26 protein-coding genes are annotated in these 25,181 nt (G+C 61.2%); 15 read left to right on the forward strand and 11 right to left on the reverse strand.

The features are described from left to right. The first annotated feature begins 71 nt into the window (after window positions 1–71). Window positions 72–1,310 (forward strand): 23S rRNA (adenine(2503)-C(2))-methyltransferase RlmN, encoded by a 1,239-nt coding sequence (gene rlmN, locus ACQY1L_RS16470; protein ID WP_430241824.1) that lies wholly within the window; start codon window positions 72–74, stop codon window positions 1,308–1,310. A gap of 306 nt (window positions 1,311–1,616) precedes the next feature. Then, on the forward strand, window positions 1,617–2,687 hold the full coding sequence (locus ACQY1L_RS16475) for a hypothetical protein (RefSeq protein WP_430241827.1): 1,071 nt from the start codon (window positions 1,617–1,619) through the stop codon (window positions 2,685–2,687). Window positions 2,688–2,742: 55 nt separating this feature from the next. On the opposite strand, the gene ACQY1L_RS16480 is transcribed toward ACQY1L_RS16475, so the two are convergent. Both ACQY1L_RS16480 and ACQY1L_RS16485 read right to left on the reverse strand, forming a co-directional pair. Beyond that, window positions 2,743–3,384, reverse strand: a complete 642-nt coding sequence (locus tag ACQY1L_RS16480; RefSeq protein WP_430261900.1) for a LysE family translocator — start codon at window positions 3,382–3,384, stop codon at window positions 2,743–2,745. A gap of 72 nt (window positions 3,385–3,456) precedes the next feature. Further along, window positions 3,457–4,314, reverse strand: coding sequence for an SDR family NAD(P)-dependent oxidoreductase (locus ACQY1L_RS16485; RefSeq protein WP_430241829.1), 858 nt, complete (start codon window positions 4,312–4,314; stop codon window positions 3,457–3,459). A gap of 149 nt (window positions 4,315–4,463) precedes the next feature. Here ACQY1L_RS16485 and ACQY1L_RS16490 point away from each other — a divergent pair, with 149 nt between their 5' ends. From ACQY1L_RS16490 to ACQY1L_RS16500, 3 genes are all read left to right on the forward strand, one after another. Next, entirely contained in the window at window positions 4,464–4,715 is a 252-nt protein-coding gene (locus ACQY1L_RS16490) for a type II toxin-antitoxin system ParD family antitoxin (protein WP_430241831.1), read from the forward strand. Further along, on the forward strand, window positions 4,705–5,007 hold the full coding sequence (locus ACQY1L_RS16495; RefSeq protein ID WP_430241833.1) for a type II toxin-antitoxin system RelE/ParE family toxin: 303 nt from the start codon (window positions 4,705–4,707) through the stop codon (window positions 5,005–5,007). The genes ACQY1L_RS16490 and ACQY1L_RS16495 overlap by 11 nt, the downstream gene beginning before the upstream one ends. Window positions 5,008–5,118: 111 nt before the next feature. Next, the gene (locus ACQY1L_RS16500; protein ID WP_430241835.1) at window positions 5,119–6,342 is read left to right on the forward strand and encodes an argininosuccinate synthase; all 1,224 of its coding nucleotides are present in this window, start codon (window positions 5,119–5,121) and stop codon (window positions 6,340–6,342) included. Window positions 6,343–6,398: 56 nt separating this feature from the next. On the opposite strand, the gene ACQY1L_RS16505 is transcribed toward ACQY1L_RS16500, so the two are convergent. Next, entirely contained in the window at window positions 6,399–7,574 is a 1,176-nt protein-coding gene (locus ACQY1L_RS16505) for a multidrug effflux MFS transporter (RefSeq protein ID WP_430244016.1), read from the reverse strand. 37 nt (window positions 7,575–7,611) lie between these two features. After that, window positions 7,612–8,115 carry a MarR family winged helix-turn-helix transcriptional regulator gene (locus ACQY1L_RS16510; protein WP_184654605.1) on the reverse strand — a complete coding sequence of 168 codons (504 nt, stop codon included), beginning with the start codon at window positions 8,113–8,115 and terminating at the stop codon, window positions 7,612–7,614. A gap of 188 nt (window positions 8,116–8,303) precedes the next feature. Between ACQY1L_RS16510 and ACQY1L_RS16515 the strand changes: the two genes are divergently transcribed. From ACQY1L_RS16515 to ppa, 4 genes are all read left to right on the forward strand, one after another. After that, a complete protein-coding gene (locus tag ACQY1L_RS16515) occupies window positions 8,304–10,394 on the forward strand; it encodes a M3 family metallopeptidase (protein ID WP_430241837.1) in 2,091 nt (696 codons plus the stop codon). A 150-nt stretch (window positions 10,395–10,544) separates the two neighbouring features. Continuing rightward, complete coding sequence (gene typA, locus ACQY1L_RS16520) at window positions 10,545–12,368, forward strand: translational GTPase TypA (protein WP_062581654.1); 1,824 nt, start codon at window positions 10,545–10,547, stop codon at window positions 12,366–12,368. Window positions 12,369–12,567: 199 nt separating this feature from the next. Then, on the forward strand, window positions 12,568–13,074 hold the full coding sequence (locus tag ACQY1L_RS16525) for a GNAT family N-acetyltransferase (RefSeq protein ID WP_062462422.1): 507 nt from the start codon (window positions 12,568–12,570) through the stop codon (window positions 13,072–13,074). 115 nt (window positions 13,075–13,189) lie between these two features. After that, window positions 13,190–13,723: an inorganic diphosphatase gene (gene ppa, locus ACQY1L_RS16530; RefSeq protein WP_062462425.1), complete on the forward strand. Its 534-nt coding sequence runs from the start codon at window positions 13,190–13,192 to the stop codon at window positions 13,721–13,723. Window positions 13,724–13,870: 147 nt separating this feature from the next. On the opposite strand, the gene ACQY1L_RS16535 is transcribed toward ppa, so the two are convergent. After that, a complete protein-coding gene (locus ACQY1L_RS16535; RefSeq protein WP_062462428.1) occupies window positions 13,871–14,164 on the reverse strand; it encodes a YggT family protein in 294 nt (97 codons plus the stop codon). A 142-nt stretch (window positions 14,165–14,306) separates the two neighbouring features. Between ACQY1L_RS16535 and ACQY1L_RS16540 the strand changes: the two genes are divergently transcribed. Further along, the gene (locus ACQY1L_RS16540; protein ID WP_174197148.1) at window positions 14,307–15,542 is read left to right on the forward strand and encodes an MFS transporter; all 1,236 of its coding nucleotides are present in this window, start codon (window positions 14,307–14,309) and stop codon (window positions 15,540–15,542) included. A gap of 1 nt (window position 15,543) precedes the next feature. On the opposite strand, the gene ACQY1L_RS16545 is transcribed toward ACQY1L_RS16540, so the two are convergent. From ACQY1L_RS16545 to hemC, 6 genes are all read right to left on the reverse strand, one after another. Then, window positions 15,544–16,311, reverse strand: coding sequence for a glutamine amidotransferase (locus tag ACQY1L_RS16545; protein ID WP_430241840.1), 768 nt, complete (start codon window positions 16,309–16,311; stop codon window positions 15,544–15,546). Between the two features lie 26 nt (window positions 16,312–16,337). Beyond that, entirely contained in the window at window positions 16,338–16,832 is a 495-nt protein-coding gene (locus tag ACQY1L_RS16550; protein ID WP_092659306.1) for a TerB family tellurite resistance protein, read from the reverse strand. A gap of 27 nt (window positions 16,833–16,859) precedes the next feature. Further along, window positions 16,860–18,485: a heme biosynthesis protein HemY gene (locus ACQY1L_RS16555; RefSeq protein WP_430241843.1), complete on the reverse strand. Its 1,626-nt coding sequence runs from the start codon at window positions 18,483–18,485 to the stop codon at window positions 16,860–16,862. A 21-nt stretch (window positions 18,486–18,506) separates the two neighbouring features. Then, on the reverse strand, window positions 18,507–19,874 hold the full coding sequence (locus tag ACQY1L_RS16560) for a COG4223 family protein (protein WP_430241845.1): 1,368 nt from the start codon (window positions 19,872–19,874) through the stop codon (window positions 18,507–18,509). A gap of 83 nt (window positions 19,875–19,957) precedes the next feature. Continuing rightward, a complete protein-coding gene (locus ACQY1L_RS16565; RefSeq protein ID WP_430241847.1) occupies window positions 19,958–20,671 on the reverse strand; it encodes a uroporphyrinogen-III synthase in 714 nt (237 codons plus the stop codon). A 4-nt stretch (window positions 20,672–20,675) separates the two neighbouring features. Beyond that, entirely contained in the window at window positions 20,676–21,605 is a 930-nt protein-coding gene (gene hemC / locus ACQY1L_RS16570; RefSeq protein WP_430241850.1) for a hydroxymethylbilane synthase, read from the reverse strand. Window positions 21,606–21,671: 66 nt separating this feature from the next. Here hemC and tsaD point away from each other — a divergent pair, with 66 nt between their 5' ends. From tsaD to ACQY1L_RS16595, 5 genes are read left to right on the forward strand one after another with little or no spacing between them, the layout of a single operon-like run. Then, window positions 21,672–22,769 carry a tRNA (adenosine(37)-N6)-threonylcarbamoyltransferase complex transferase subunit TsaD gene (gene tsaD / locus ACQY1L_RS16575; protein WP_192077836.1) on the forward strand — a complete coding sequence of 366 codons (1,098 nt, stop codon included), beginning with the start codon at window positions 21,672–21,674 and terminating at the stop codon, window positions 22,767–22,769. Then, the gene (locus ACQY1L_RS16580; RefSeq protein WP_430241852.1) at window positions 22,766–23,767 is read left to right on the forward strand and encodes an NAD(P)H-dependent glycerol-3-phosphate dehydrogenase; all 1,002 of its coding nucleotides are present in this window, start codon (window positions 22,766–22,768) and stop codon (window positions 23,765–23,767) included. Before tsaD ends, ACQY1L_RS16580 begins: the two co-directional genes overlap by 4 nt. Before the next feature lie 20 nt (window positions 23,768–23,787). Continuing rightward, a complete protein-coding gene (locus tag ACQY1L_RS16585; protein ID WP_430241854.1) occupies window positions 23,788–24,081 on the forward strand; it encodes a YciI-like protein in 294 nt (97 codons plus the stop codon). A 7-nt stretch (window positions 24,082–24,088) separates the two neighbouring features. Beyond that, on the forward strand, window positions 24,089–24,529 hold the full coding sequence (locus tag ACQY1L_RS16590) for an EVE domain-containing protein (RefSeq protein ID WP_062462467.1): 441 nt from the start codon (window positions 24,089–24,091) through the stop codon (window positions 24,527–24,529). 7 nt (window positions 24,530–24,536) lie between these two features. Then, a complete protein-coding gene (locus tag ACQY1L_RS16595; protein WP_062581672.1) occupies window positions 24,537–25,181 on the forward strand; it encodes a class I SAM-dependent methyltransferase in 645 nt (214 codons plus the stop codon).

Genomic DNA, 25,181 nt, shown 5'->3' on the forward strand with positions numbered 1-25,181 from the left:
AAAGACATGCCACGGCGATGCGCGAAACCTGCGCTGGGCGAAGGCATGTTATTCGAACGGGATATGAAGAAATGTCGGTCTCCGAGGCCTTTGCGCCTGTCGCCATCAAGAAGCCGCTCGTCGCCAATCCGGACCTCTATAGCGAAAAGCCGTCGCTGATCGGTATGTCGCGCGAGGATATGGGCGCGGCGCTGCGAGAAAAGGGCATACCGGAAAAGCAGGCGAGGATGCGCGTCAGCCAGCTCTGGCACTGGCTCTACATTCGCGGCGTGTCGGATTTCGACGCGATGACGAATGTCGCCAAGGACATGCGCGAAATGCTGAAGACGCATTTCACGATTGCGCGTCCCGAAGTGGTGGAAGAGCAGATCTCCAATGACGGCACGCGCAAGTGGCTGCTGCGCTTTCCGCCGCGCGGTGCCGGCCGTCCGGTCGAGGTCGAAACGGTCTACATTCCCGAAGAGGGCCGCGGCACGCTCTGCATATCCAGCCAGGTCGGCTGTTCGCTGACCTGTTCCTTCTGCCATACCGGCACCCAGCGCCTCGTGCGCAACCTGACGGCCGAGGAAATTCTGAGCCAGTTGCTTCTGGCGCGCGACCGGCTGGGCGATTTTCCCGGTGCCGATACGCCGCCTGGCGCTTTCGTGCCGACTGGCGACCGCAAGGTCACGAACGTCGTCATGATGGGCATGGGCGAGCCGCTCTACAATTTCGAAAGCGTCAAGACGGCGCTGCTGATCGCGACCGACGGCGACGGACTTTCGCTCTCGAAGCGTCGTGTCACGCTGTCGACGTCGGGCGTCGTGCCGGAAATCTATCGGACCGGCACGGAGATCGGCGTGATGCTGGCGATCTCGCTGCATGCGGTGCGCGACGAACTGCGCGACATGCTGGTGCCGATCAACAAGAAGTATCCGCTGAAGGAATTGCTGGAAGCCTGCCGCCAGTATCCGAGCCTGTCCAACGCCCGTCGCATCACATTCGAATATGTGATGCTGAAGGACGTCAACGACAGCCTGGAGGATGCCAAGCTGCTGACCCAGATGCTGAAGGGCATTCCGGCGAAGATCAATCTCATCCCGTTCAACCCGTGGCCCGGTACCAATTACCAGTGCTCGGACTGGGAGACGATCACCAAGTTTGCCGACTTCATCAACCAGGCAGGCTATGCCTCGCCGATCCGCACGCCACGCGGCCGCGACATTCTCGCCGCCTGTGGCCAGCTGAAGTCGGAATCGGAGCGCATGCGCAAGACCGATCGCCTCGCCTTCGAAGCGATGATGATCGCCGGCCATGGCGAAGACGACTGACGCCGGGAGGGCTTCGATTGCTGGCTGAACCGGCTCGAAGCCTGGAAACTCTCATCAGTCCTTTCGTTTCTGACACCGAGCGCTCGAGGGGCGGCAAAAATGCCGCCTGGCGCGCCGCAAATGCGCTTGATTCCGTTGTAGGGGTCACATGCAGACTGCAATAATCTGATATCGATGTGGCTCATCCAGGTGCAACCGGAAGATGCCGCCATGTTTCAGCATCCCATTAGGAAGTCTGCATTTTATGTCTCACTAACAGGCGGAGCGATAGTTGCTGCCTTAATTTCCACAACCGCAGAAGCGCATGTGAAATGGTTCGCACCCTACATCGTGGGTGCGCCTCTCCAGCCGGTCGAAACTGTTCTGCGCGATATCTGGTTCTGGGTGGCGATCGTACTCGTTCTCGTTTGTTTCGCCGCAGCCCGGGCGATCGAAACCAGCCGTTTTGGACCGTTGATCTTCGAAGCGCTTGATCGCTTTACCTCGCCGCTCTGGTCGAGGATCGACGATTATGTCCGCGTCGTCATTGGCTCGTTCTTCGTCGCGATCTTTGCCACGGGTGGCGTTTACCTGACGCCGGACCTGAAGACGCCTGCCGAATGGGTGTCCTGGCTGCAGTTGCTGATCGCTGCCCTGATCTTCTCGCGGCGGACCATGCCTTTCGCCGGCCTTGGAATTGTTGCCCTATGGCTGCTCGCGGCGCGGGACTACGATCTCTTCCACTTGTTCGACTATTTGGCGCTCGGGCTCGGCGTTGCCGCCTACCTGATCATCGAGCCGATGAAAGACGACTGGCGTATCCACCGTTTTGAAGTGCTGCGCTGGGGGCTAGCCATCGCGCTCATGTGGTCGAGCCTCGAAAAATTCGCCTATCCCGAATGGTTCTATCCGCTGGTGCTGGAAAAGCCCTTTCTCACGATGGGCATGCCCCGCGATGTCTTTATTCCCATGGCCGGTATCGCCGAATTCACCATGGGCTTCGGTCTTCTCTGGACCGCGCTTATCCGCCGCCTTTCGGCCATCGCAATGATCGTCATCTTCACCTCGGCCGTCTTGCCGTTTGGGCGTATCGACCTGATCGGCCACGGATTGATCACCGCCATCCTGGTGGCGGTTGCCTGCGACCAGAACCGGGCAGACGGGCTGCTGCCCGGACTGAAGCAGAAGCTTTCGGCCATCCCTGCCGGGCTGGCTGTCGCCATCGTGGTTTTCATGAGTGGCTATTGGGGCCTGCATCTCGCCTTCTATGGTGCCGGAGGCTTTTCCGGGCCGGTGGCGGCCGAAAAGACCACCCATTCCCACAGCGTCGAATACCCGCATGGCCCGCAGTCCGAGATCGGAATTGGTGCCCCGCCCACCCGCGGCCAGGGGGAGTAACAGAAGAGTCGTCCTTCGACGCGAAGCGAAGGTAGTTTGAAACGAAGGGGCGACCTTATCTCGACTGCGTCATGAAGATCTTCACGGCGAAGACCGAGAACACGCCGGCGAAGGTGTAGTCGAGGCCGCGCAGGACTTTCGGATTTCTTTGCAGCCAGTTCGCAAGCCGATCGGCGGCAAGCACGACGATCAGGTTCACCGGCATGCCGATGGCGATGAAGAAGATCCCGAAGAAGACCAGCTTGCCCGTCACATGCGGATCTGTCGCCGTCACGAACTGCGGAAGAAAGGTCATGAAGAAGATGATCACCTTCGGATTGAGGATATTCACCCAGAAGCCGATCGAGATATTTGCGAGCGGGCTTGGCGTTGCGCGCTCCACGGTTTCGACGGAGAAGCTGGAGCCGAAGCGGATCGCCTGGATCGCCAGCCACAGCAGATAGGCGGCGCCGCCTGTTTTCAGGATGAAGAAGGCGGTGGGCGACGCGGTAATCAGCGCCGAGATGCCGAAGGCGACCAGAAGCGTGTGGCAGACGACGCCGAGACTGGTGCCGAGCACCACGAACAGTGCCGATCTGCGCCCCTGCGCAAGCGCCCGGCTGATCGACAGCGTCATATCAGGCCCAGGCGTCAGAGCCAGAAGCAAGCCGGCTGCGGTGAAGGCCAGAAGCGATGCAAGGCTTGGCAGGAATTCCATTAAGTGTCCTCGAAAGCCGGATGACGGTTGTCGCTTTTTATCCGGCTTTCGAAGTCCTGCCAAACCTGTTGATCAACTGCCGCTGATGAATTTTTTTGATGCATCCGTGAAGTCCGGATGCCAGCGCGACAGAGGCGGACGGTTTTCGATGATGTCGCCGATTGCCCATGCCATGCGTCGTTCGTCCGTCTTGCGGTCGACGTCGTTGTCCGGGCAGAGAATGTAGAAATCACCGCGTTCGAGACTTTCCAGCATGAACTGCACTGTCTGTTCGGACGTCCAGGCGGCATCGGGCTTTTCGGTTCGGTCCCCCTTTGTCAGGCCGGTATAGACGAAGCCCGGAATGAGAAGGTGAGCGCTGACCTTGCACTCGGGCATGTTGCGCAATTCGTGCTGCAGGGCTTCGGTGAAGGCCTTCACGCCGGCCTTGGAGACATTGTAGGCGGGATCGCCGGGCGGCGTGGTGATGCCCTGTTTCGACCCGGTGTTGATGATGAGGCCAGGTTCGCCATGGGCGATCATGCGGGGGCCGAATGTCCTGCTGCCATTGACGACACCCATCAGGTTGACGGCGAGAACGTTCTCCCAGTTGACCTGCGGGCCGAACAGGCTGCTGCCGGGCTGGATGCCGGCATTGTTCATCAGCACGTGAACCCGGCCGAAGCGCTGCAGAACGGCGCGTTCCAGAGCTTCGATCTCCGTCGGTTTCGAGACGTCGGTGCCGATTGCCACGACATCGGCCTCGCCATCGCCGGAAAGGGTAGCAACCTCGCGGCACGCCTCTGAAAGCCGGTCGCCCTCTAAATCCGCCAGGACGACGCACATGCCGAGTTTCGCAAATTCCTTGGCAGCGGCAAGGCCGATACCGGAGGCGGCGCCGGTGACGACGGCGACATTGTCTTTCTTCAGAGCAGGGTGAGTGATGGACATGGGAAGTCTCCTCTTTGACGCTTCTGTTGAAAGGTTTTGGCGTTCGAAGGTTTGGGCTGTTCTGAGACCAAAGGTGTTCAACGGCTCGGCGCGATATGGTATCCTCCACGGGATCCGTCAACATGACGCGAGATCGAACCGGAGCCGGCATGATGGGCGAACTTGGATCTATCAGAGTTGACGAAAAACTGGCCGCCTTTGTTGAAAAGCAGGTCGAGGACGGACGTTATGGCTCCGCCAGCGAAGTGATCGAGGACGCGCTGCGGATGCTGCAGGAAAGCGACGCCGCTTCGCTCGAGGCCATCCGCGCGGCGATCCAAGAAGGCGAAGACTCTGGTGAGCCAGAGCCGTTCGATTCCGATGAGTTTCTGGAAGAAATGCATCGCAAACATGTCCGGTGAAGCCAAGGGTTACAAGCTTGCGCCGCGCGCGAGACGTGACCTCGCTGAGATCTGGCGATACACGTTCGAAACCTGGTCTCTTGCCCAAGCGGACGCCTATTACGGCGACATCGTCTCTACTGTGCAAGCCATTGCGAGTGGTCGCAAGCGGGGCAAGCCGATCGACCAAATTCACCAAGGCTATCTGACGTGCTCGTGTGGCTCCCACTGGATCGTCTACCGACAGAGAGGCGCCCAGGTCGTCATCATCCGTATCCTCCACCAACGCATGAACCTGTCGCGCCATCTCTGACGCGATCCCTTCCGGGTTTTTCTTGCGCGGCTTTTGAAACTCGCTAAAAGTGCGCCATCCCAGACACAACGGTTGATCCAACCGCCACCACCCGCAGACGGACAATTCGACATGGCACTTCCGAAAGACGTAAAAAAGGTCGTCCTCGCCTATTCCGGCGGTCTCGACACCTCGATCATCCTGAAATGGCTGCAGACCGAACTCAATGCTGAAGTGGTGACCTTCACCGCCGATCTCGGTCAGGGCGAAGAGCTGGAACCGGCGCGCAAGAAGGCTGAGATGCTCGGGATCAAGGAGATCTATATCGAGGACGTCCGCGAGGAATTCGTCCGCGACTTCGTCTTCCCGATGTTCCGTGCCAATGCCGTCTATGAAGGCGTCTATCTGCTCGGCACGTCGATCGCACGGCCGCTGATCTCCAAGCACCTGATCGAGATTGCCCGCAAGACCGGTGCCGATGCGATCGCGCACGGCGCGACCGGCAAGGGCAACGACCAGGTCCGCTTCGAGCTGTCGGCCTACGCGCTCAATCCCGATATCAAGGTCATCGCGCCTTGGCGCGACTGGGCTTTCAAGAGCCGTACGGACCTTTTGAACTTCGCCGAACAGAACCAGATCCCGGTTGCCAAGGACAAGAAGGGCGAAGCGCCGTTCTCGGTCGATGCCAACCTGCTGCACTCGTCTTCCGAGGGCAAGGTGCTGGAGGATCCGGCGGTCGAGGCTCCCGAATACGTGCATATGCGCACGATTTCGCCGGAAGCTGCACCGGATCAGGCGACAACCATCAAGGTCGGCTTCCGCAAGGGCGATGCCTGCTCGATCAACGGCGTCGAGATGTCTCCGGCAACGCTGCTTGCCGCGCTCAACACCTATGGTCGCGACAACGGTATCGGCCGTCTCGATCTGGTCGAGAACCGGTTCGTCGGCATGAAGTCGCGCGGCATCTACGAAACCCCCGGCGGCACGATCCTGCTCACCGCTCACCGTGCCATCGAATCGATCACGCTCGATCGGGGTGCAGCTCACCTCAAGGATGAGCTGATGCCGAGATATGCCGAGCTCATCTATTACGGCTTCTGGTACTCGCCAGAGCGCGAAATGCTGCAGGCCATGATCGACAAGAGCCAGGAGCATGTCGAAGGTGAAGTGACGCTGAAGCTCTACAAGGGCAACGTCATGGTCATCGGTCGCGAGAGTGCAAAGTCGCTCTACTCCGACCAGCTGGTCACGTTCGAGGACGACCAGGGCGCCTACGACCAGAAGGATGCAGCCGGCTTTATCAAGCTCAATGCACTGCGCCTGCGCACGCTCGCCAAGCGCAACCAACTCGGCTAAGCGCCTTCGCGCCAAACGATATCAAGGCCTGTTTCCGGAAACGGAGGCGGGCTTTTTTATTGGCGACGGCTGATGATCCGGTAGGCGATGTAACTGCCGACGGCGACATATTCCATGGCGGGAATGATAGTGCCGATAGCCGTTAAAGGGTCGCCGAAGACAGCGGCGAGTAGGCCGCCGACAAAGCCGCCGCCCATCTGGATGAAACCCATCAGTGCGGAAGCGGAGCCTGCCGTCTTCGGGAATGGGGCGAGGCCGACCGTCACTGTGTAGGGCGAGATGAACGCGATGCCGAAGGTGGAGACGCCGACCGGTAGCATGATCGACAGGAAGGACGGTGGCAGCAGATGGACGGAGAGGGCCATCATCGTGCCCCCGATACCGCTGAACATGAGCCCGATCACCACCGTCGTCGGCCCGCTGATGCGCCCGGACACAAGCCGCAGTGCAATCGACCCGCTGAGAAAAGCGCCGGTCTGGATGAGCATGCCGAGGCCGAACTGCGTCGGGGTCAGCCCCACTTCACCGATCAGCACGAAGGGAAGCATCGTTCCCTGGGCGTAGAGCGCGCCGATCGCGCCGCCGAGGACAAGAGATGGAAGAAGGAAGCGCAGGTCGGTGAGAAGGGAGAAGTAGGTCGAAACCAGGATCGAGGGTCTGAGCCGGCTGCGGTCGGGAACCGTTGTTTCCTTGAGGAACAGCAGGCAGCTTGTCAGCACGATAACGCCGAAGATGACCATCAGTACGAAGACGGATTTCCAGCCGAATACCGACAGCGACAGGCCGCCGATGGTGGGGCCGATTGCTGGACCCACCGCCAGCATGATGCCGATCATGTTCATGATGCGGGTGGCTTCGAAACCGACGAACTGGTCGCGAACCGCGGCACGGGCAACGGTCATGCCGACGGAAGCGCCGATCCCCTGCACCAGCCGTCCGGCCAGGATCCAGTCGACCGAGGGCGCAAAGACCGCCATCAGCGAGCCGACGAGATAGATCAGCAGGAATGCGATGCTCGCGGACCGGCGACCGAATGCGTCTGAGGCCGGTCCTGCCAGAAGCTGTGCGACGGCAAAGCCGCCGAAGTAAAGTGTCAGACTGAGCTTGATTGCCGCTTCCGACGTGCCGAAGGCCTTCACGAGTTCCGGCATCGCAGGCGTGTAGATCGCCATCGAGACCGGGCCGATTGCCGTCAGGAGGGCGCCGAGCAGCGTGGTTCGCAGCGCGGTCATTCGATTGGGAGGTGTCGTTGCGGAGGCGGCCTGCGTATCAGCTGTCATCAATTGCGGCCTGAGACGAATTGAAGCTCTGCAGGTTGCCGTTGAACAGTTTCATGGCGTGTCCGAGGAGGTTCGCGGTTTCGGCATCCAACCCTTCGGTGGCGCAGGTGATGATGGCGCGCAGTTCCTGCTGGATTGACGCCAGCATGTCGGCGGAGGTCGGTGTCAGCATGATGCGCTTTGCCCGTCGGTCGGCGCAGCATTGTTGCCGTTCGATGAGACCAAGCGCCTGCAGCCCGTCGAGATAAGCGCAAAGCGTCATCGGTTCGACGCCCATGCGCGACGCGATGTCGAGCTGGCGGCTGCCATCGACTTGGGCGATATGGATCAGTGCTCGTGCTTCGCCGGCGGTAAGGCCGAGGCCCGCCTGGGCGATGCGCCGCTCGAAAGCCGTGCGCAGAAGCCTCGCGGCATCGGCGATCAGGAAGCCGAGGGTTTCACCCTGGGCGACCAAGCCTGGCGTTTCCGGGCGATGTTCGTTCGCGAGCTTCATAAGGCAGCCTTACTATCTTTCCCCGACGACGCAAATCGAAATGCCTGGAAACCGTGTGCCGGGCGATTTCGCAACGATGTGCGTTCCAAAAATCTGCATCAGCGGATGAAGCTCTTGCCGTGCCTGCCTATATGTGGTCGCTCTACGCAATTAGACGGTATCGAAGCAGCACAGTGAAGGACGACCCAATGGCAACTTTCTCAGCGAATTCCGCGCTTGTCGACTGGAACGGGCATCATGGCCTGCCGCGCTTCGATCAGGTGAAGGACGAGGATTTCGCGCCGGCCTTCGATGCCGCCATCGCCTTGCACGAGGCGGAAATCGCTGAGATCGCGGGAAATTCCGCTGAGCCTACATTCGAAAACACGATCGTTGCACTGGAAATCGCCGGTGACGAGCTGTCGCGCGTTTCGTCGCTCTTCTGGGGCAAGGCGGGCGCGCATACCAACGATACGATCCAGACGCTGGAGCGCGAAATCGCGCCGAAAATGTCGCGCCACTATTCGAAGATCGGCACCAATGCCGAACTGTTCGCACGCATCGATGCACTCTGGCAGAAGCGGGACGACCTTGATCTGACGGTCGAGCAGCAGCGGGTGCTGGAACGTCACTGGAAGGGGTTCGTCAAATCAGGCGCCAATCTGCCTGAGGACCAGCAGAAGCGGCTGTCGAGCATCAACGAGACGCTTGCCGGTCTCGGCGCCAGTTTCGGCCAGAATGTTCTCGGCGACGAGAAAGGCTGGTCGTTGAAACTGACCGAAGAAGCCGATCTCGAGGGTCTGCCGGTTTTTGTGAAAGAAGCGATGGCGGAAGCTGCCAAGGAGCGCGGCGAGGGCTCAGGCTATCTCGTCACGCTGTCGCGCTCGATCATCGAGCCTTTTTTGACCTTCTCGACCCGCCGGGATCTGCGCGAACAGGCGTTCAAGGCCTGGGTGGCGCGCGGCGAAAATGGCGGCGAGCGGGACAATGTCGCGATCGTTCGCGAAACGCTGGCGCTGAGGGCCGAAAAGGCCAAGCTGCTCGGCTATGAGAATTACGCCGCGTTGAAGCTCGACAACACGATGGCGAAGACACCGAAGGCGGTGAACGGTCTGCTCGGCCAGGTCTGGCAGAAGGCCCGCACCAAAGCGCTGGAGGAAGAGGCAAGTCTTTCAGGTCTGATCTCGGAAGCGGGCGGCAATCATCCGGTCATGCCCTGGGACTGGCGCCACTACGCCGAAAAGCTGCGCGAGCGGACCTTCTCTTTCTCCGAGAGTGAGCTGAAGCCCTATCTCCAGATCGAGAAGATCATCGAGGCGTCCTTCGATGTGGCCGAGCGGCTGTTCGGCATCAAGGCTGTCGAGGTGAAGGGCTTGCCGGTCTATCATCCTGATGTCCGCGTGTTCGAGATCCATGACGAGGACGGCAATCTGAAAGCGCTTTTCCTCGGCGATTATTTTGCCCGCTCCTCGAAGCGCTCCGGCGCTTGGATGAGTTCGTTCCAGTCGCAGCACAAGCTGACGCTGAAGAACGGCACTGAGGGTGAGCTGCCGATCATCTACAATGTCTGCAATTTCGCGAAGCCTGCCGAAGGCAAGCCGGCGCTTCTCTCGCTCGACGATGCGCGCACGCTGTTTCATGAATTCGGCCATGCGCTGCACGGCATGCTGTCGAACGTGACCTATCCTTCGGTTTCGGGAACCGGGGTCTCGCGCGATTTTGTCGAGTTGCCGTCGCAGCTTTACGAACACTGGCTGACGGTGCCGGAAATCTTCGAGAAATATGCGGTCCATTACAAGACGGGCGAGCCGATGCCGAAGGAACTGCTCGACAAGGTTCTTGCCGCACAGACGTTCAACGCCGGTTTCTCGACGGTCGAATTCACCTCGTCGGCACTGGTGGACATGGCTTTCCACACCCAGGAAAGCGCGGTCGATGATCCGATGGCGGTGCAGGCCAAGGTGCTGGCCGAGCTCGACATGCCGGCTTCGATCGTCATGCGCCATGCCACGCCGCATTTCCAGCACGTGTTTGCCGGTGACGGATATTCGGCCGGCTACTATTCCTACATGTGGTCGGAAGTCCTTGATGCGGATGCCTTTGCCGCGTTCGAGGAGGTCGGCAACCCGTTCGATCCGGTGACGGCGCGCAAGCTCAAGAACAATATCTACTCGGTCGGCGGCTCGATCGATCCGGAGGAAGCCTATGCAGCCTTCCGCGGCAAGCTGCCGGATCCGACTGCGATGCTGAAGAAGCGTGGGCTCTCCATCATGGCCGAGCTTTCGGGCGGAGACGGCTGACAAAAGCCATCCACGCGGAAAGATGAAGAGCGGGCGTTGATCGCAGATCGCGCTCGCCCCCTTTCGCATTTGCGAAAAACAGGGTATGAGCGCGCCAACGAAATAGGTGCGGTCCGTCGATCTGCGCCCCGAAACATCCGAGATCTAAAAATGGCTATGCGGAATATCGCGATTATCGCGCACGTCGACCACGGCAAAACGACCCTTGTCGATGAACTTCTGAAGCAGTCCGGCTCGTTCCGCGACAATCAGCGCACCGTCGAGCGCATGATGGACTCGAACGACCTCGAAAAAGAACGCGGCATCACCATTCTCGCCAAGGCAACTTCGGTCGAGTGGAAGGGTGTTCGCATCAACATCGTCGACACCCCCGGCCACGCCGACTTCGGTGGCGAAGTCGAGCGCATCCTGTCGATGGTGGATGGCGCCATCGTTCTGGTCGATAGCTCGGAAGGCCCGATGCCGCAGACCAAGTTCGTGGTCGGTAAGGCGCTGAAGGTCGGTCTTCGCCCGATCGTCGCGATCAACAAGATCGACCGTCCGGACGGTCGCCACGAAGAAGTCATCAACGAAGTCTTCGACCTGTTCGCGAACCTCGACGCCACCGACGAGCAGCTCGACTTCCCGATCCTCTACGGTTCGGGTCGCGATGGCTGGATGAACGTCAACCCAGAAGGTCCGAAGGATGAAGGTCTTGCACCACTGCTCGATCTGGTCCTGAAGCACGTTCCGGAGCCGAATGTCGGCGAAGGCCCGTTCCGCATGATCGGTACGCTTCTCGAAGCCAACCCCTTCCTCGGTCGTCTCATCACGGGCCGCATCGCATCCGGCTCGATCAAGCCGAACCAGGCCGTCAAGGTTCTGTCGCAGGACGGCAAGACCGTCGAAACCGGCCGTATCTCCAAGATCCTCGCATTCCGCGGCATCGAGCGTCAGCCGATCGAAGAAGCCCATGCAGGTGACATCGTCGCGATCGCCGGCCTTTCCAAGGGTACGGTTGCCGACACGTTCTGCGATCCTGCGGTCACCGAAGCGATGACGGCTCAGCCGATCGATCCGCCGACCGTCACCATGTCCTTCCTCGTCAACGACAGCCCGCTTGCTGGCACCGAAGGCGACAAGGTCACCAGCCGCGTCATTCGTGACCGCCTGTTCAAGGAAGCCGAAGGCAACGTTGCGCTGAAGATCGAAGAGTCGGACGGCAAGGATTCGTTCTTCGTTTCCGGCCGCGGCGAATTGCAGCTCGCCGTTCTGATCGAGACCATGCGTCGCGAAGGCTTCGAGCTTGCCGTTTCGCGTCCGCGCGTCGTCATGCACAAGGATGAAGCAACCGGCCAGACGCTGGAGCCGATCGAAGAAGTCGTGATCGACGTTGACGAAGAGCATTCCGGTATCGTCGTGCAGAAGATGTCCGAGCGCAAGGCCGAGATGGTCGAGCTTCGTCCGTCCGGCGGCAGCCGCGTTCGCCTGGTATTCTACGCGCCAACCCGCGGCCTGATCGGCTACCAGTCGGAACTTCTGACCGACACGCGCGGCACGGCGATCATGAACCGTCTGTTCCACGACTATCAGCCTTACAAGGGTGCGATCGTCGGTCGCGTCAACGGCGTTCTCCTGTCGAACCAGTCCGGTGAAGCCGTCGCCTACGCGATGTTCAACCTGGAAGACCGTGGCCCGATGATCATCGAGCCAGGCGAAAAGGTCTATGCCGGCATGATCATCGGCATCCATACCCGCGACAACGACCTCGAAGTCAACGTTCTCAAGGGCAAGCAGCTGACCAACATCCGCTCGGCCGGCAAGGACGAAGCCGTTCGCCTGACGCCGCCGATCCGCATGACGCTCGACCGCGCGCTGTCCTGGATCCAGGACGACGAGCTGATGGAAGTCACGCCGAAGTCGATCCGCCTGCGCAAGATCTATCTCGACGCAAACGACCGCAAGCGCTTCGACAAGTCGAAGGCCGCTCTCTAACATCGCGCTTCTGAGACCATCCAAGACCCCGGCAGAAATGCCGGGGTTTTTTTGTGGCTTGGTCTGGGCCACGCTTGTGGCGAAGGTAAAAAATGCGTTAACCTCCTTGCCATCGTCCACATGAGAAGCTTGTGGGCAATCCACTTTACCCCGGTCTCGGGAATGGCGGAGAGCCCATGGCAGGACCTAGAATCGCGTTATGAAAACGTTATCGATCGATGTCAGGCGTGCGGAGCCGCAAGACGCCCCGGCTATCTCCGAGGTGCACCGCCAGGCATGGTCGCAAGCCTATGCCGGCCTCATTCCGCACAAGCCGCTGATCCAGATGCTGGAGCGCCGCGGCGAGGGGTGGTGGCGCAAGGCCGTCCGCGGGCCGGCGACGCTTCTGGTTCTGGATATCGGTGGCGTTATCGCGGGTTATGCGACGATTGGCCTCAACCGCGCCCGTGCGCTTCCCTATGACGGCGAGATCTACGAGATTTACCTGCGCCCGGAATATCAGGGCGTCGGCCTTGGCCGCCGCCTGTTCGGCGAAAGCCGCAGGCTTTTGAAATCGCTTGGCTGCAAGGGCTTGGTCGTCTGGTGCCTGGAAGACAGCGAGCATGCCGTCCGCTTTCTGCGATCCCATGGCGGGGCGGATTTGGCAGAGGGCATGGAGGACTTCGACGGAAAGTCCCTGAAGAAGATTGGTTTCGTCTGGCACTGACTTCGGGGCCGAAAGGTGCGCCACGACTTAACCTTGGCGGCAAACCTGTGTTGCCTTGCCAGCCAATTCCCGCTATCGACGGTTCACAAGTTCGTAAACCTCATCGGGGAAGACTATGCGCATCGATGCAATTTCTGTTGGCAAGAATCCGCCTGAAGACGTCAACGTAATCGTTGAAGTACCTGTCGGCGGCCAGCCCATCAAGTACGAGATGGACAAGGAAGCCGGCGCGCTGATCGTCGACCGTTTCCTGTACACACCGATGACCTATCCGGGCAATTACGGCTTCGTGCCGCATACGCTGTCCGAGGATGGTGATCCGATCGACGTTCTGATCTGCAACACCCGCCCGCTGGTTCCCGGTTGCGTCATCAATGTCCGCCCGATCGGCGTGATGGTGATGGAAGACGACGGCGGCAAGGACGAGAAGATCATTGCCGTGCCGGTTCCGAAGCTGACCCAGCGCTACGACAAGATCAAGAACTACACCGATATGCCAGAGATCACGCTGAAGCAGATCGAGCACTTCTTCACGCATTACAAGGATCTGGAGCCCGGCAAGTGGGTGAAGATCGAAGGCTGGAAGGACGTTGACGTCGCCAAGAAAATGATCGTCGCGGCGATCGAACGCTTCAACGCCCAGAAGTAATCTTTACCGCTGACCGCTTCCAAAATCCTCCGGTTCGTCTCGAGTCGGAGGATTTTTTGTTTCAGCTCGTAAGCCCAAAACAAAAACGGCCCGCGCGGGAAATTTCCCACCGCGGGCCGACCGTGTCCGTGCTGAAAGTCTTTGGCTTCAGCCTGCGAGAGCAGGATAGATCGAGGTCCACATCAGCGAGCGGATGAAGAAGATGATCAGAAGCACGATGATCGGGGAGATGTCGATACCACCGAGGTTCGGCATGACCCGGCGGATCGGCGCGAGAACGGGCTCGGTGACATTGAAGAGAAACCGGCCGATCGCATCGACAAACTGGTTGCTCGAATTGATCACGTTGAAGGCGAACAGCCATGAAAAGATGGCGCTGGCGATCAGGATCCAGGTGTAAAGGTTCAAGGCCAAGTCAATGGTCTGAAACAGGGCGAGCATTCACGTCTCCATTTCTTTGTTGACAGACATGTAGACATTGGCGAACTAACGGGCAAGTGCCGTCTATGGCCCGCGTCGCAGGATGTTTAACGGCGGCGTGTGCATATCGTGGGTTTCCGGCTTCGCTGAAAGTACAGGTTCCATGTCCATACCCACATCGGGTGATCGCTTCGCCGCCTTTCGTCACGCAGCTTATACGCGTTTCTTTCTCAGCCGGTTCTTCGCAGCCTTCGCGATCCAGATCGTCAGCGTCTCCGTCGGCTGGCAGATGTATGACGAGACGCGCAATCCGCTCTATCTCGGTCTGATCGGGCTTTTCCAGTTTCTTCCGTCGCTGCTTTTGATCCTGGTGACGGGTTCGGTCGCCGATCGCTACAACCGACGCATGATCATGGCGATCTGCATGGTCGTCGGCGGACTGTGTTCGGCGGCGCTTCTGGCCCTCACCATCACCGACTCATTCACGCCGTGGCTGGTGTTTTCGATCCTTGTCGTCTTCGGCATCGAGCGCGCTTTCATGGGGCCGGCGGTGCAGTCGCTCGGACCGAACCTCGTGCCGGAAGAAGACCTTCCCAATGCGATCGCCTGGAATTCGTCCTCCTGGCAGACGGCATCGATCCTCGGACCGGTTTTCGGCGGGCTTCTCTATGGCGCGAGTTCGATCGCGGCCTATTCGGTCGCCTGTTTTCTCATGACGGTTGCCGCCATCCTCGTCTTCCTCATTCCGAAGCCCGCGCAGCGCACGCCGTCCTCCAAAGTCAGCTGGAACGAGATGCTGGCCGGTTTCCGCTTCATCGCCGGCGAGAAGATCGTGCTCGGTGCGATCTCGCTCGATCTGTTTGCGGTGCTGCTCGGTGGCGCCGTGGCGCTGATGCCGATCTTTGCCCGCGACGTGCTGGAGCTTGGCCCCTGGGGTCTCGGCCTGTTGCGCGCAGCGCCCGGCATCGGCGCGATCGGCGTTGCGGTCTGGCTTGCCATCCATCCGATCCGCCACCATGCGGGCACGGCGATGTTCATCGGCGTAGCGCTGTTCGGGTTGGGCACGCTGATCTTCGGCCTGTCGGCCACTCCGTGGATCTCGATTGCGGCCTTGATGCTGATGGGTGCGGCCGACATGATCTCCGTCTATGTGCGTGAGACGCTGATCGCGCTCTGGACGCCTGATGAGGTGCGCGGCCGGGTGAATGCCGTCAACATGGTGTTTGTCGGCGCATCGAACGAGCTGGGCGAGTTCCGGGCCGGAACCATGGCGCACGCGATCGGCGCGGTCCCTGCCGTCGTCATCGGCGGCATCGGCACACTCGCGGTCGCCGTGATCTGGTCGATCGGCTTTCCAAAACTTCGCAAGATCGATAATCTGGAAGCGCCGCAGCGCTGAGTTATCCGTTGCCCTGGGCGGGATAGGTGGGCAGGGCCGGGCGGCTTGCCTCGGCGGCGGGTCGATCGAAGACGATGTCGAGGAAGGTCCACAGCCAGTCCTTCAACGCATGGTCGAAGATCATCCGTCCTTCCAAATGCTGGTTTCCCTGCTGCGCATTCGGCATGCCGAAACGTTCGGCGCCGTGCACCACCCATCGATGCATCATGGCGCGGGTGAGTTCCGCATGGAACTGTACGCCCCAGGCATTCTCGCCGTAGCGGATCGCCTGATGCGGATAGGCGTCGCCCTCTGCGAGCAATTTTGCGCCCCGCGGCACATCGAAGCCTTCGCGATGAAAGTGGTAGACCATTTTCGGCCAGTGCATCAGAAGCCTGCCGTGCTCCGTGGCGCGTAGCGGATACCAGCCGATTTCGGTTACCTCGCCTTTCTGCGGCCCAACGCGGCCGCCGAGATTGCGCACCAGCATCTGGGCACCGAGGCAGATGCCAAGATACGGCTTGTTCTCCTTCAACGGCACGTCGATCCAGTCGATTTCCGTCTTGATGAACGGGTCCGGGTCGTTGGCACTCATCGGACCGCCGAAGACGACGGCGCCTGCGTGGCCGGACATCGTGTCGGGGAGGGGATCGCCGAGAGCGGGCCTGCGGATATCCAGCGCAAAGCCCTTGTCGACGAGCATCTGGCCGACGCGTCCGGCGGAGGAGGTTTCCTGATGCAGGATCGCGAGGATCGGGAGTTTAGAGGATGGGCGGGAAGGGGTTCTCATGACGTCACGTCCTGGAGCGTTCCGGGCTAAACCTTTTCTTCCTCTTCCCCTGCGACCGGATGAGACGAGGTGCGCGCGGCCGCCTCCTGCCGCTGCAGAACCCGATCACGGGCAGAGACGCCCAAGAGATCGGCGATCCGCCAGATCACATGATCCTCGATCTCGCTGCGCTGCCCGTCCGCATAGACGATATCCCAGAGAATGCCGAGAAGCTCGATCCGGTCCTCTTCGTCAACCAGATGCTTTCTGAGATCCGATGTGAACCGGTAATAGTCGACGGCTTCGCTTCCAGCCTGCCGGCCCGCCTCGATCAGCGACTGCAACCCTTCCGGGCTCAGATCGTAACGATCGCGCATCAGATCGCGGAATTTCTGCTGCTCTTCCTCGGACATGTTGCCATCGGCTTCCATGACCTGGAAACAGAGCGCCACGAACGCAACGCGCGGGTCGTCTGGCGCAAATTCATCCGTATGGTGCGGGGCTGTCAGCGTGTGGAGGAAGGCCTGGATGCGATCGAGCATATGTAATCTAGGCCTTCTCCGGTTTTTCTAATAAAGCCTCAGCCTCGTGGGAGACTTCTCGGCACTTGCGTCCTTGACACCGGGATCATCGGGCGGACGACCGAAAAAGGGAACGGTCTCGTCCTGCTTTTCTGCCTCCGGAGGCTGCTCCGCTGTCACATTCGTGGCCGTAGGTGTTTTTGCTGCAACAGCTAAGTCTTCCTGAGGCACTACAACGGGCTGCATGTCGGCAGCAACCTGATTGGTGCTCTCGTTTTCCGGTGTTTCGACAGCCGGCGTGACGTCTTCGCGAATCGTGATTGCCGGAAGCGTTGCGATCGCCTCGTCTGCGGCCAGGGTGCCGTCTTCCACGGGTCCTTCGATCTGGCCGAACGGGACTTTCCATTCGAAGGCATCAAGACGTCCTGTGACCGGCGAGAGCGGCAGCCATTTGTCCGAAACGATACCGTCGGCAACCCAGGCAGGGTCACGGCCGGCGCGCAGAGCCTGCGCCATCCAGTGACGGACGCGGCCCTGATCGCCGGTTTCCGCTTCCTCGATATCGGCCAGCAGGAGATAGGCGGCCTCACGCGACTGCATGCGGGCTGCAGCTTCCGCCTTGGCGCGCGCCTTGGGGAACTGCTGGGCATCGAGAGCTGCCTGCGCGACGACCAGCAGCGATTCGATGTTGTTGGGACGCAGCGCTTCGAGCTTTTCGGCACGCTTCAGACGGTCAAGCGTGCTATCGCCGCTGCGGGCGCGAACGTAGGTACGACCGACGTCCGGATGCGGCTCGATCTTCCAGGCGCTTTCGAGGATGCTTGCTGCCTTGCGGATATTGTCTTCGCGCAGATAGGCCTTGGCTGCAATGATCGCGGCCGGCACGAGGCCCTTGGCGAGCTTCAGAGCGGCCTTTGCATCTTCGCGGGCACCGTTCGGGTCGCCTTCCAGGCGTTCGCTCGCCTTGGCGGTCAGAAGAACGGCTTTCAAGCGCTCGGCTTCGCCGCGTTCGAGCACACTTGCCGCCCGCTGTTGATCGAGTAGCTGGATGGCCTCGTCCCAACGGCCGGACTGGCTGCGCGATTCGAGCGTCGCCTGGGCTGCCCAGGGCAGGTAGGGCGCATGTTCGACGGCTTTTTCGGCATACTGGCGAGCAGCTTCGTTGGCGCCGAGACGGCGTGCTTCCATGTAAAGGCCGCGAAGACCGAGTTCACGGGTTTCCGGGTCTTCGGACATCTGTTCGAACTTGGCCCGTGCGTCCGCATGGCGGCCTTCGATCAGGGCCGCCTGCGCTTCCAAAAGGTGAATGAGCGGTTCCTGATCGGCGCTGAGCAGGCCGCGGGTGCGGATGCTCATCTTGCGGGCAAGAACGGCATTGCCGGCACCGGCTGCGATCAGGCCGGTCGAGAGCGCCTGATAGCCGCGGTCACGCTTGCGGGTACGGAAATAGCGACGTACCGATAGCGGCGATGTCCAGATGACGCCGATGACCCACCAGACGATCATGACAGCCGCAATCAGCGCAACGACCATCGTGGCGGCCACCATGATGCTGGTCTCGATCAGATGGTCCTGCCAGGTGATGGAAATCAGCCCGGGGCGATCCGCAATCCAGGAAAAGCCCCAGCCGAGGCCCAGAACCACGAGAAGAAAAATGAAGAGCCTGATGATCATCCGTTTCTTTCTTCTTCAGCCTTAAGAGCCTGATTTCGTGCCAGCAAGCGCGCGCGAAAGAGTTCCGCTCACGAGATTTTCAACCTGTACCCGCGCATCCAGCTTGCGCTTGAAGTCGGTAGACGCCGATTTTGCGGCGTCTGGCAGCGTATCCCATTGCTGGGCAGCCGCCTGAAGGTCGCCGCTCCGCAACCGGTCCTCGATGCGTGAGACGATCGCGTCGACCGTCTCACCCTCGACATCGCCGACGCGGCGAACCTTGACCACCGACATGGCGGAGGACAGAAGCCGGCTGGCAATGCCCTGGTTCGGATCCGCTGGCACGGACGCCTGGATGATCGTATCGGCAACGGCCGGAAACTCGCTCTGCAGCTGCTCACGCGACGGCGCGCCGTCTGCGGCGAATGTCTTGAGCTCGGCGATCGCGGGATCGTCGCCGGCAATGTTCGTGTACGCCTGAAGCTCGGCCTCGAACGAGCCGCCACGATCGATGGCGGCCTTGAGGCCAGCGGCAGCCACCGCGCGGGCAACCTGCTGTTCCGGGCCGCGATCGTTGATCTGGGCCTCTGCCGCTTCGAGGCGGCGGGAAAGCTCGGCCGTCTGCGTGGCTGCCGCAGCTTTGGTATCTGCCAGCTGCTGCTGGAGGGCATTCAAGCTTTCTTCGGTCGGACCGCCGGAATTCTGCGCGACAGAACTTTCCAGCGCCTGAACGCGGCTTGCGAGTTCCGTATCGGGAGACGCCGGCTGGCTGCGCAGCGTCTGGATATCCTGGCGAAGAGCTTCGATTTCGTCCGACAGTTCGGTCGAGCCGGATGCTGCGGGGGTCGATGATGGAAGATAACCGGCATACTGCATGCTGCCCGCCAGCAGAAGCGCGACGATGCCGCCGAAAATGCCGGCAGCAATCAGCGTGGACGCCGAGGTCCCACCGGAGCGGGTGGCTGGCTGGGCGTCCGATGCCTTGTCAAAGGTTTCATGCTTAGCGGCAGGTTCGTCAAAACCGGGCGTGGGCGACGGGGTGAATTCCTCGGTCGGCGAGGGGGCAGCGTCACGAGCAGCGTCTGTCGCAATCGGCGCGTCCGGCTCGGTCACAACCGGATCGGCTGTTCCCGTCACACCTGGCTCGTCTCGCCCATGGGAGCTATCCGGCTGGCCGATCACGTGGGACGTGTCGGTCTCTTCAGGCACGGTCGATGTCACCGGCTCGCCGGCCAGCGGGATGGCATCCGTCGTCTCAGAAGCTTCGACTTTTTCCGAAGCGGTTTCCGGGATGTCGCTGTCATTGCTGCGCACAGGCTCGGCCACCACGCCAGCGCCATCGGCCGTCAGGTCGATCGTGACCGGTTCTTTCTCCGCCATCGATCGGCGGGGTGGTTTTTCCGTTACCATCTCGACCTCTTTTCGCATCTGCTCAGGGAAAGTAGTTGGTGGGGCAGGGTAAGGAAAGGGGAGCGAGAGAATTTGGCTTGGCACTATGGTGAAAGAAACGCGAAAAGTGCGTCTTCGTCGGGTGTTTCAGCGACGAAGATAGCAGGATGAAATTTTTCAGGCACCGCGGTAGCGACGTTTTTGCTGAGGCAGATGACCTGCAAATGTTCGATCGAGGCTGCAAACGGCTGCACGAGTTCGAAGAACAGCGCGGCGTTGTGGCGCGAATAGAGAAGGACTGCGTCGGCCGCCGGGCGGGTCAGAAGCGGTTCGATGATCTCGGTCCGGTAGCCGACCTTGACCATCCGGTAGATCTCTATCGTTTTGCAGGCGATGCCGCGGGCGCGTAATCCGTCCTCCAAATCCGGCGAACGCGGATTGCCGGCAAGATAGAGGAGACTGGATGTTTCGCCGACATCCTGGGCGATCCTCTCCACCAGATCATGCCCGGTGCCATCGCCGCAGCGGATATCGGTAAAGCCGAGGGCGCGTGCTGCCTCGCCGGTCGCTTCGCCGACGGCGTATATCTGCGTGGACAGGCGAGGGCGGATTTCATGTCCAAGTTCGCCAAGCGCGCGAACGGCTTCGGCGCTGGTCACGACAAGCGCGGAATGGGGTTCGGACAGCGCTTCTCGGGCGATCTCCAGGTTATGCTCAACGCGAGTGAGCGGCAGGAAGACAGGCTGATGGCCGAGGGTTTCGAGCCGTGCTGCGGTTCGCCGGGCGGAATGGTCAGGGCGGGTAACGATGACCCGCATGGCGTCAGACCCAGCCTTCGAAGAAGCCCGGTCCGGCAGCGGCGCGGACGGTTTCTCCGGCCTGGCGACCAAGCGTTTCAGCATCCGCCCGTCGGCCGCTGATGTCGACCGCATGTTCGGTCGATCCGTCCGGCGTCAGGATCAGGCCTGAAAATTTCAGGTGATCTCCGTCGCAGATCGCGTACCCGCCGATCGGTGTCCGACATGAGCCATCGAGGGCTGCCAGAAATGCGCGCTCGCAACTGACCGCGTCATAGGTGGGACAGTCGTTGACGGCTTTCAGCAGGTCATCGATGGCCGTGTCGCCGATGCGGCTCTCGAGGCAGATCGCGCCCTGCGCAGGGGCTGGCGGAAAATCGACGGGGTCGAGCAGTTCGGTCGCAACTTCCTCGCGGGCCAGCCGCTTCAGCCCGGCATAGGCCAAAAGTGTCGCATCCACATGGCCTTCGTTGAGCTTGCGCAGGCGCGTGCCGACCGATCCGCGAAAAATCGCAACCTGGATGTCGGGACGGAGACGGCGCACCAGCGCCTGGCGCCGAAGCGACGCGGTTCCGACGGTCGCACCATCTGGCAGAGCTTTGAGGCTCGGCGCCGTGCGGCCGATGACGGCGTCGCGGATATCCTCGCGTGGCAAGTAGGCGGAGATGTAAAGGTCCTCCGGAAGCTTGGTCGGCATGTCCTTTGAGGAATGGACCGCAAAGTCGAGATCTCCCGAGGAGAGCTTTTCTTCCAGTTCCAGCGTGAACATGCCCTTGCCACCGATCTCGCTCAGGGCACGATCGGTGATGCGGTCGCCGGTCGTGGACAGGACGACAATTTCGAACATTTCCTCCGGAAGGGCATGGGCTGCCATCAACCGTGCACGGGTTTCGGCCGCCTGGGCGAGCGCCAGCGGGCTGCCCCGCGTTCCTATCCGGAAAGGTTTTGTTTGCATCCGCGTCATTCCATTGTTACCGGAAGCCCTCGTAAACCTGTTTTCCTCTTCAATCAACGATAGGTCATGGCGGCATTTCTTCGCATCCTCGGCATTGAAACAAGCTGCGACGAAACCGCGGCCGCGATCGTCGTGCGCCACGAGGACGGCCGTGGCGAAATCCTGTCCGATGTCGTCTTCTCGCAGCTCGACGAGCACAGCGCCTATGGCGGCGTCGTGCCCGAGATTGCGGCGCGCGCCCATGTGGAGGCGCTGGACGGTCTGATCGAGGAGGCACTGTCGCGCGCTGGCGTATCGCTCAATGAGATCGATGCCGTTGCAGCAACCTCCGGCCCCGGCCTGATCGGCGGATTGATCGTCGGGCTGATGACGGCGAAGGCGATTGCACGCGCCACCGGCAAGCCGCTGATGGCGATCAACCATCTCGAGGGACATGCGCTGACGGCGCGGCTGACGGACGGATTGTCGTTCCCTTATCTTATGCTGCTGGTCTCCGGCGGGCATACGCAGCTGGTTCTGGTGCGTGGCGTCGGCGATTATGAGCGCTGGGGCACCACGATCGACGACGCTCTGGGCGAAGCCTTCGACAAGACGGCAAAGCTGCTCGGCCTGCCATACCCGGGCGGTCCCGCCGTCGAGAAGGCGGCGCTGACGGGCGATCCCGATCGTTTTCAATTGCCGCGGCCGCTGGTTGGCGAAGCCCGGCTGGACTTCTCGTTCTCCGGTCTCAAGACCGCCGTGCGTCAGGCTGCGACCGAGATCGCGCCGCTGTCCGAGCAGGATATCGCCGATATCTGCGCCTCGTTCCAGAAGGCGATCTCGCGAACGCTGCGCGACCGGATCGGGCGTGGACTTGCGCGGTTTGCCAAGGAATTCGGCCATCTGGATGTCGGTCCTGCGCTGGTGGTTGCCGGCGGCGTTGCCGCCAACCAGGAGATACGCCGAACGCTGCAGGCGCTCTGCATCGAACACGGATTTCGCTTTATCGCGCCGCCGATGAAGCTGTGCACCGACAATGCAGCGATGATTGCCTGGGCAGGGCTTGAACGGCTGGCCGAAGACATGCCGTTTGACGGCATGGATGTCGCGCCGCGCTCGCGCTGGCCGCTGGATGCCAATGCGCAGACGCTGCTTGGCTCCGGCAAACGGGGTGCCAAGGCATGAACGGGGCAGAGATGCCGCAAGAACGGATCGTCGTGATCGGGGCCGGGGCCTTCGGTACGGCACTCGCAGCCGTCATCGCGCTCGAAGGTCGTCACCCGGTAACGCTGATCGGCCGCAATACCGGCCTGATGGCCGATCTCAGAAACGACCGTGTGCATGACGCGGCACTTCCCGGCGTGACGTTGCCGGATGCGCTCGAATTCTCCGCTGAACCCGACGCCATCTCGGATGCGAGCATTGTGCTGTTTGCCATGCCTTCGCAGGCGCAGAGCGATGCGGCGCGGTATTACGGTCCGTATCTCGCAAAGGATGCGGCGGTCGTTACCTGTGCCAAAGGCATAGACCGCGTGTCAGGGCTTTTGCTGACGGACGTTCTGGAGGCATCGCTTCCGAGCCACCCGATCGCGGTTCTCTCCGGCCCCGGTTTTGCATTCGACATTGCGCGCGGGCTTCCGACGGCGATGGCGCTTGCGGCGGAGGACCAACTGCTCGCGGAGCGTCTGGCGACCGTGCTGTCCAGCCGGACCTTCCGGCTTTACGCCTCGTCCGACCGGATCGGCGTGCAGCTCGGCGGGGCGATGAAGAACGTGCTGGCGATTGCCTGCGGCATCGTCGAGGGCGCAGGCCTTGGTGATTCGGCCCGTGCCGCGCTCATTTCGCGCGGACTTGCGGAAATGTCGCGCCTCGTCGAAGCAATGGGCGGCAAGGCGGATACGGTGCGGGGCCTGTCCGGTCTCGGCGATCTGGTGCTCACCGGAACCAGCCACCAGTCCCGCAATCTGCGCTTCGGCATTTCGCTCGGGCGAGGGGAGCCGGCATCGGCCTCCGGCGGACCGCTGGTCGAAGGCGCCTTTGCCGCATCGGTCGCAGCCCAGCTCGCGCAGACCCATTCCGTCGATCTGCCGGTGACCGAGGCCGTTGCCGCGATCATCGATGGACAGCTTGGCGTGGCCGACGCGATGGAACGCCTGATGACCCGCCCGATCACCACGGAATAGATCAACCCCAGGAGAGAACGATGCTGTTTGCCTTCCTCTGCACCGACAAGCCCGGCCATCTCAACGTCCGGATGGAAACCCGTCCGGTCCATCTCGAACATCTCAACAAGCTGAATGCCGACGGCACGCTGAAGTTTGCCGGTCCTTTCCTGGACGATGAAGACAAGCCGAATGGCAGCCTGGTCGTGGTTGAAGCCGCCGATATGGCGGCTGCCCGCACGCTTGCCGAGGCCGATCCCTATTACCTCGCCGGCCTGTTCGAGACGGTCGATGTGAAGCCGTGGAACTGGACGATCAACAAGCCTGCGGAGTGAGATAACCATGGCCTATTGGCTCTATAAATCCGAACCGGATGTCTGGTCCTGGGAGCAGCAGAAGGCCAAGGGAAAAGCCGGCGAGGAATGGACCGGCGTGCGCAACTATCAGGCCCGCAACAACATGCGGGCCATGAAGATCGGCGACAAGGGGTTCTTCTACCACTCCAACGAGGGGCTGGAGATCGTCGGCATCGTCGAGGTCTGCGCGCTGTCGCATCCGGATTCCTCGGCCAAGGGCGATCCGAAGTGGGACTGCGTCGATATTCGCGCCGTCGAGGATGTGCCGAAGCCGATCACGCTGAAGGACATCAAGGCCAATCCGCAGTTCGAAAAGATGGCGCTGGTCACCTCGATGCGGCTTTCCGTACAGCCGGTGACGGAAGAGGAATATCTCGAGATCTGCCGCTTGGGTGGTGTCAAGAACCCGCCCCGCTCGCCGGACTGACGCGTCCTTGAAAACCGACCCTGCGACCTTCATCCTCGCCAACACGGATGTCACCGCGCCGCCGCATGTTCCGGAGATCCGGCTTCATCTGGCGACCGAGGCGCATGACCTCTGGCTGAAGACGGAGGAAGAGTTGCAGGCGATCGGTCTGCCGCCGCCGTTCTGGGCCTTCGCCTGGGCCGGCGGGCAGGGGCTCGCCCGCTATATCCTCGATCATCCGGGTACAGTAGCCGGCAAGCGGGTGCTGGATTTCGCATCGGGATCCGGGCTGGTGGCGATCGCGGCAAAACAGGCTGCTGCAGCCCAAGTGCTCGCCGCCGATATCGATCCCTGGACGGAAACTGCGGTGCGGCTCAACGCCGCGGAGAACGACGTAGAGATATCCTTCACGTCGCAAGATCTGATCGGGCGAGAGATCGAGGCGGAGGTGCTGCTCGCCGGCGACGTATTCTACGATCGCGTCATGGCCGATCTGTTGATACCGTGGTTTACCCGGTTATCGGAAGCGGGAAAGGTCGTTCTGGTCGGTGATCCCGGCAGGAGCTACTGCCCCAAGGATCGGCTTACCGAGATGGCCGTCTACCAGGTACCCGTCACCCGGGCACTTGAAGACAGCGAGGTCAAAAAGACGACCGTGTGGCAGTTCGCCTGA

It is taken from the genome of Neorhizobium sp. DAR64862/K0K3 (assembly GCF_050500185.1).
Lineage (GTDB): Bacteria > Pseudomonadota > Alphaproteobacteria > Rhizobiales > Rhizobiaceae > Neorhizobium > Neorhizobium soli.

Bases quoted from the DNA above. Each gene is read 5' to 3' on its own strand.
- ACQY1L_RS16555 (WP_430241843.1), bottom strand. From the start codon at position 18,485: ATGATCATCAGGCTCTTCATTTTTCTTCTCGTGGTTCTGGGCCTCGGC.
- ACQY1L_RS16495 (WP_430241833.1), top strand. From the start codon at position 4,705: ATGTCCGGTGAAGCCAAGGGTTACAAGCTTGCGCCGCGCGCGAGACGT.
- ppa (WP_062462425.1), top strand. From the start codon at position 13,190: ATGCGCATCGATGCAATTTCTGTTGGCAAGAATCCGCCTGAAGACGTC.
- typA (WP_062581654.1), top strand. From the start codon at position 10,545: ATGGCTATGCGGAATATCGCGATTATCGCGCACGTCGACCACGGCAAA.
- ACQY1L_RS16505 (WP_430244016.1), bottom strand. From the start codon at position 7,574: ATGACCGCGCTGCGAACCACGCTGCTCGGCGCCCTCCTGACGGCAATC.
- ACQY1L_RS16510 (WP_184654605.1), bottom strand. From the start codon at position 8,115: ATGAAGCTCGCGAACGAACATCGCCCGGAAACGCCAGGCTTGGTCGCC.
- rlmN (WP_430241824.1), top strand. From the start codon at position 72: ATGTCGGTCTCCGAGGCCTTTGCGCCTGTCGCCATCAAGAAGCCGCTC.
- ACQY1L_RS16580 (WP_430241852.1), top strand. From the start codon at position 22,766: ATGAACGGGGCAGAGATGCCGCAAGAACGGATCGTCGTGATCGGGGCC.
- ACQY1L_RS16585 (WP_430241854.1), top strand. From the start codon at position 23,788: ATGCTGTTTGCCTTCCTCTGCACCGACAAGCCCGGCCATCTCAACGTC.
- ACQY1L_RS16515 (WP_430241837.1), top strand. From the start codon at position 8,304: ATGGCAACTTTCTCAGCGAATTCCGCGCTTGTCGACTGGAACGGGCAT.
- ACQY1L_RS16560 (WP_430241845.1), bottom strand. From the start codon at position 19,874: ATGGTAACGGAAAAACCACCCCGCCGATCGATGGCGGAGAAAGAACCG.
- tsaD (WP_192077836.1), top strand. From the start codon at position 21,672: ATGGCGGCATTTCTTCGCATCCTCGGCATTGAAACAAGCTGCGACGAA.
- hemC (WP_430241850.1), bottom strand. From the start codon at position 21,605: ATGCAAACAAAACCTTTCCGGATAGGAACGCGGGGCAGCCCGCTGGCG.
- ACQY1L_RS16485 (WP_430241829.1), bottom strand. From the start codon at position 4,314: ATGTCCATCACTCACCCTGCTCTGAAGAAAGACAATGTCGCCGTCGTC.
- ACQY1L_RS16540 (WP_174197148.1), top strand. From the start codon at position 14,307: ATGTCCATACCCACATCGGGTGATCGCTTCGCCGCCTTTCGTCACGCA.
- ACQY1L_RS16525 (WP_062462422.1), top strand. From the start codon at position 12,568: ATGAAAACGTTATCGATCGATGTCAGGCGTGCGGAGCCGCAAGACGCC.
- ACQY1L_RS16590 (WP_062462467.1), top strand. From the start codon at position 24,089: ATGGCCTATTGGCTCTATAAATCCGAACCGGATGTCTGGTCCTGGGAG.
- ACQY1L_RS16550 (WP_092659306.1), bottom strand. From the start codon at position 16,832: ATGCTCGATCGCATCCAGGCCTTCCTCCACACGCTGACAGCCCCGCAC.
- ACQY1L_RS16535 (WP_062462428.1), bottom strand. From the start codon at position 14,164: ATGCTCGCCCTGTTTCAGACCATTGACTTGGCCTTGAACCTTTACACC.
- ACQY1L_RS16480 (WP_430261900.1), bottom strand. From the start codon at position 3,384: ATGGAATTCCTGCCAAGCCTTGCATCGCTTCTGGCCTTCACCGCAGCC.
- ACQY1L_RS16500 (WP_430241835.1), top strand. From the start codon at position 5,119: ATGGCACTTCCGAAAGACGTAAAAAAGGTCGTCCTCGCCTATTCCGGC.
- ACQY1L_RS16565 (WP_430241847.1), bottom strand. From the start codon at position 20,671: ATGCGGGTCATCGTTACCCGCCCTGACCATTCCGCCCGGCGAACCGCA.
- ACQY1L_RS16490 (WP_430241831.1), top strand. From the start codon at position 4,464: ATGATGGGCGAACTTGGATCTATCAGAGTTGACGAAAAACTGGCCGCC.
- ACQY1L_RS16545 (WP_430241840.1), bottom strand. From the start codon at position 16,311: ATGAGAACCCCTTCCCGCCCATCCTCTAAACTCCCGATCCTCGCGATC.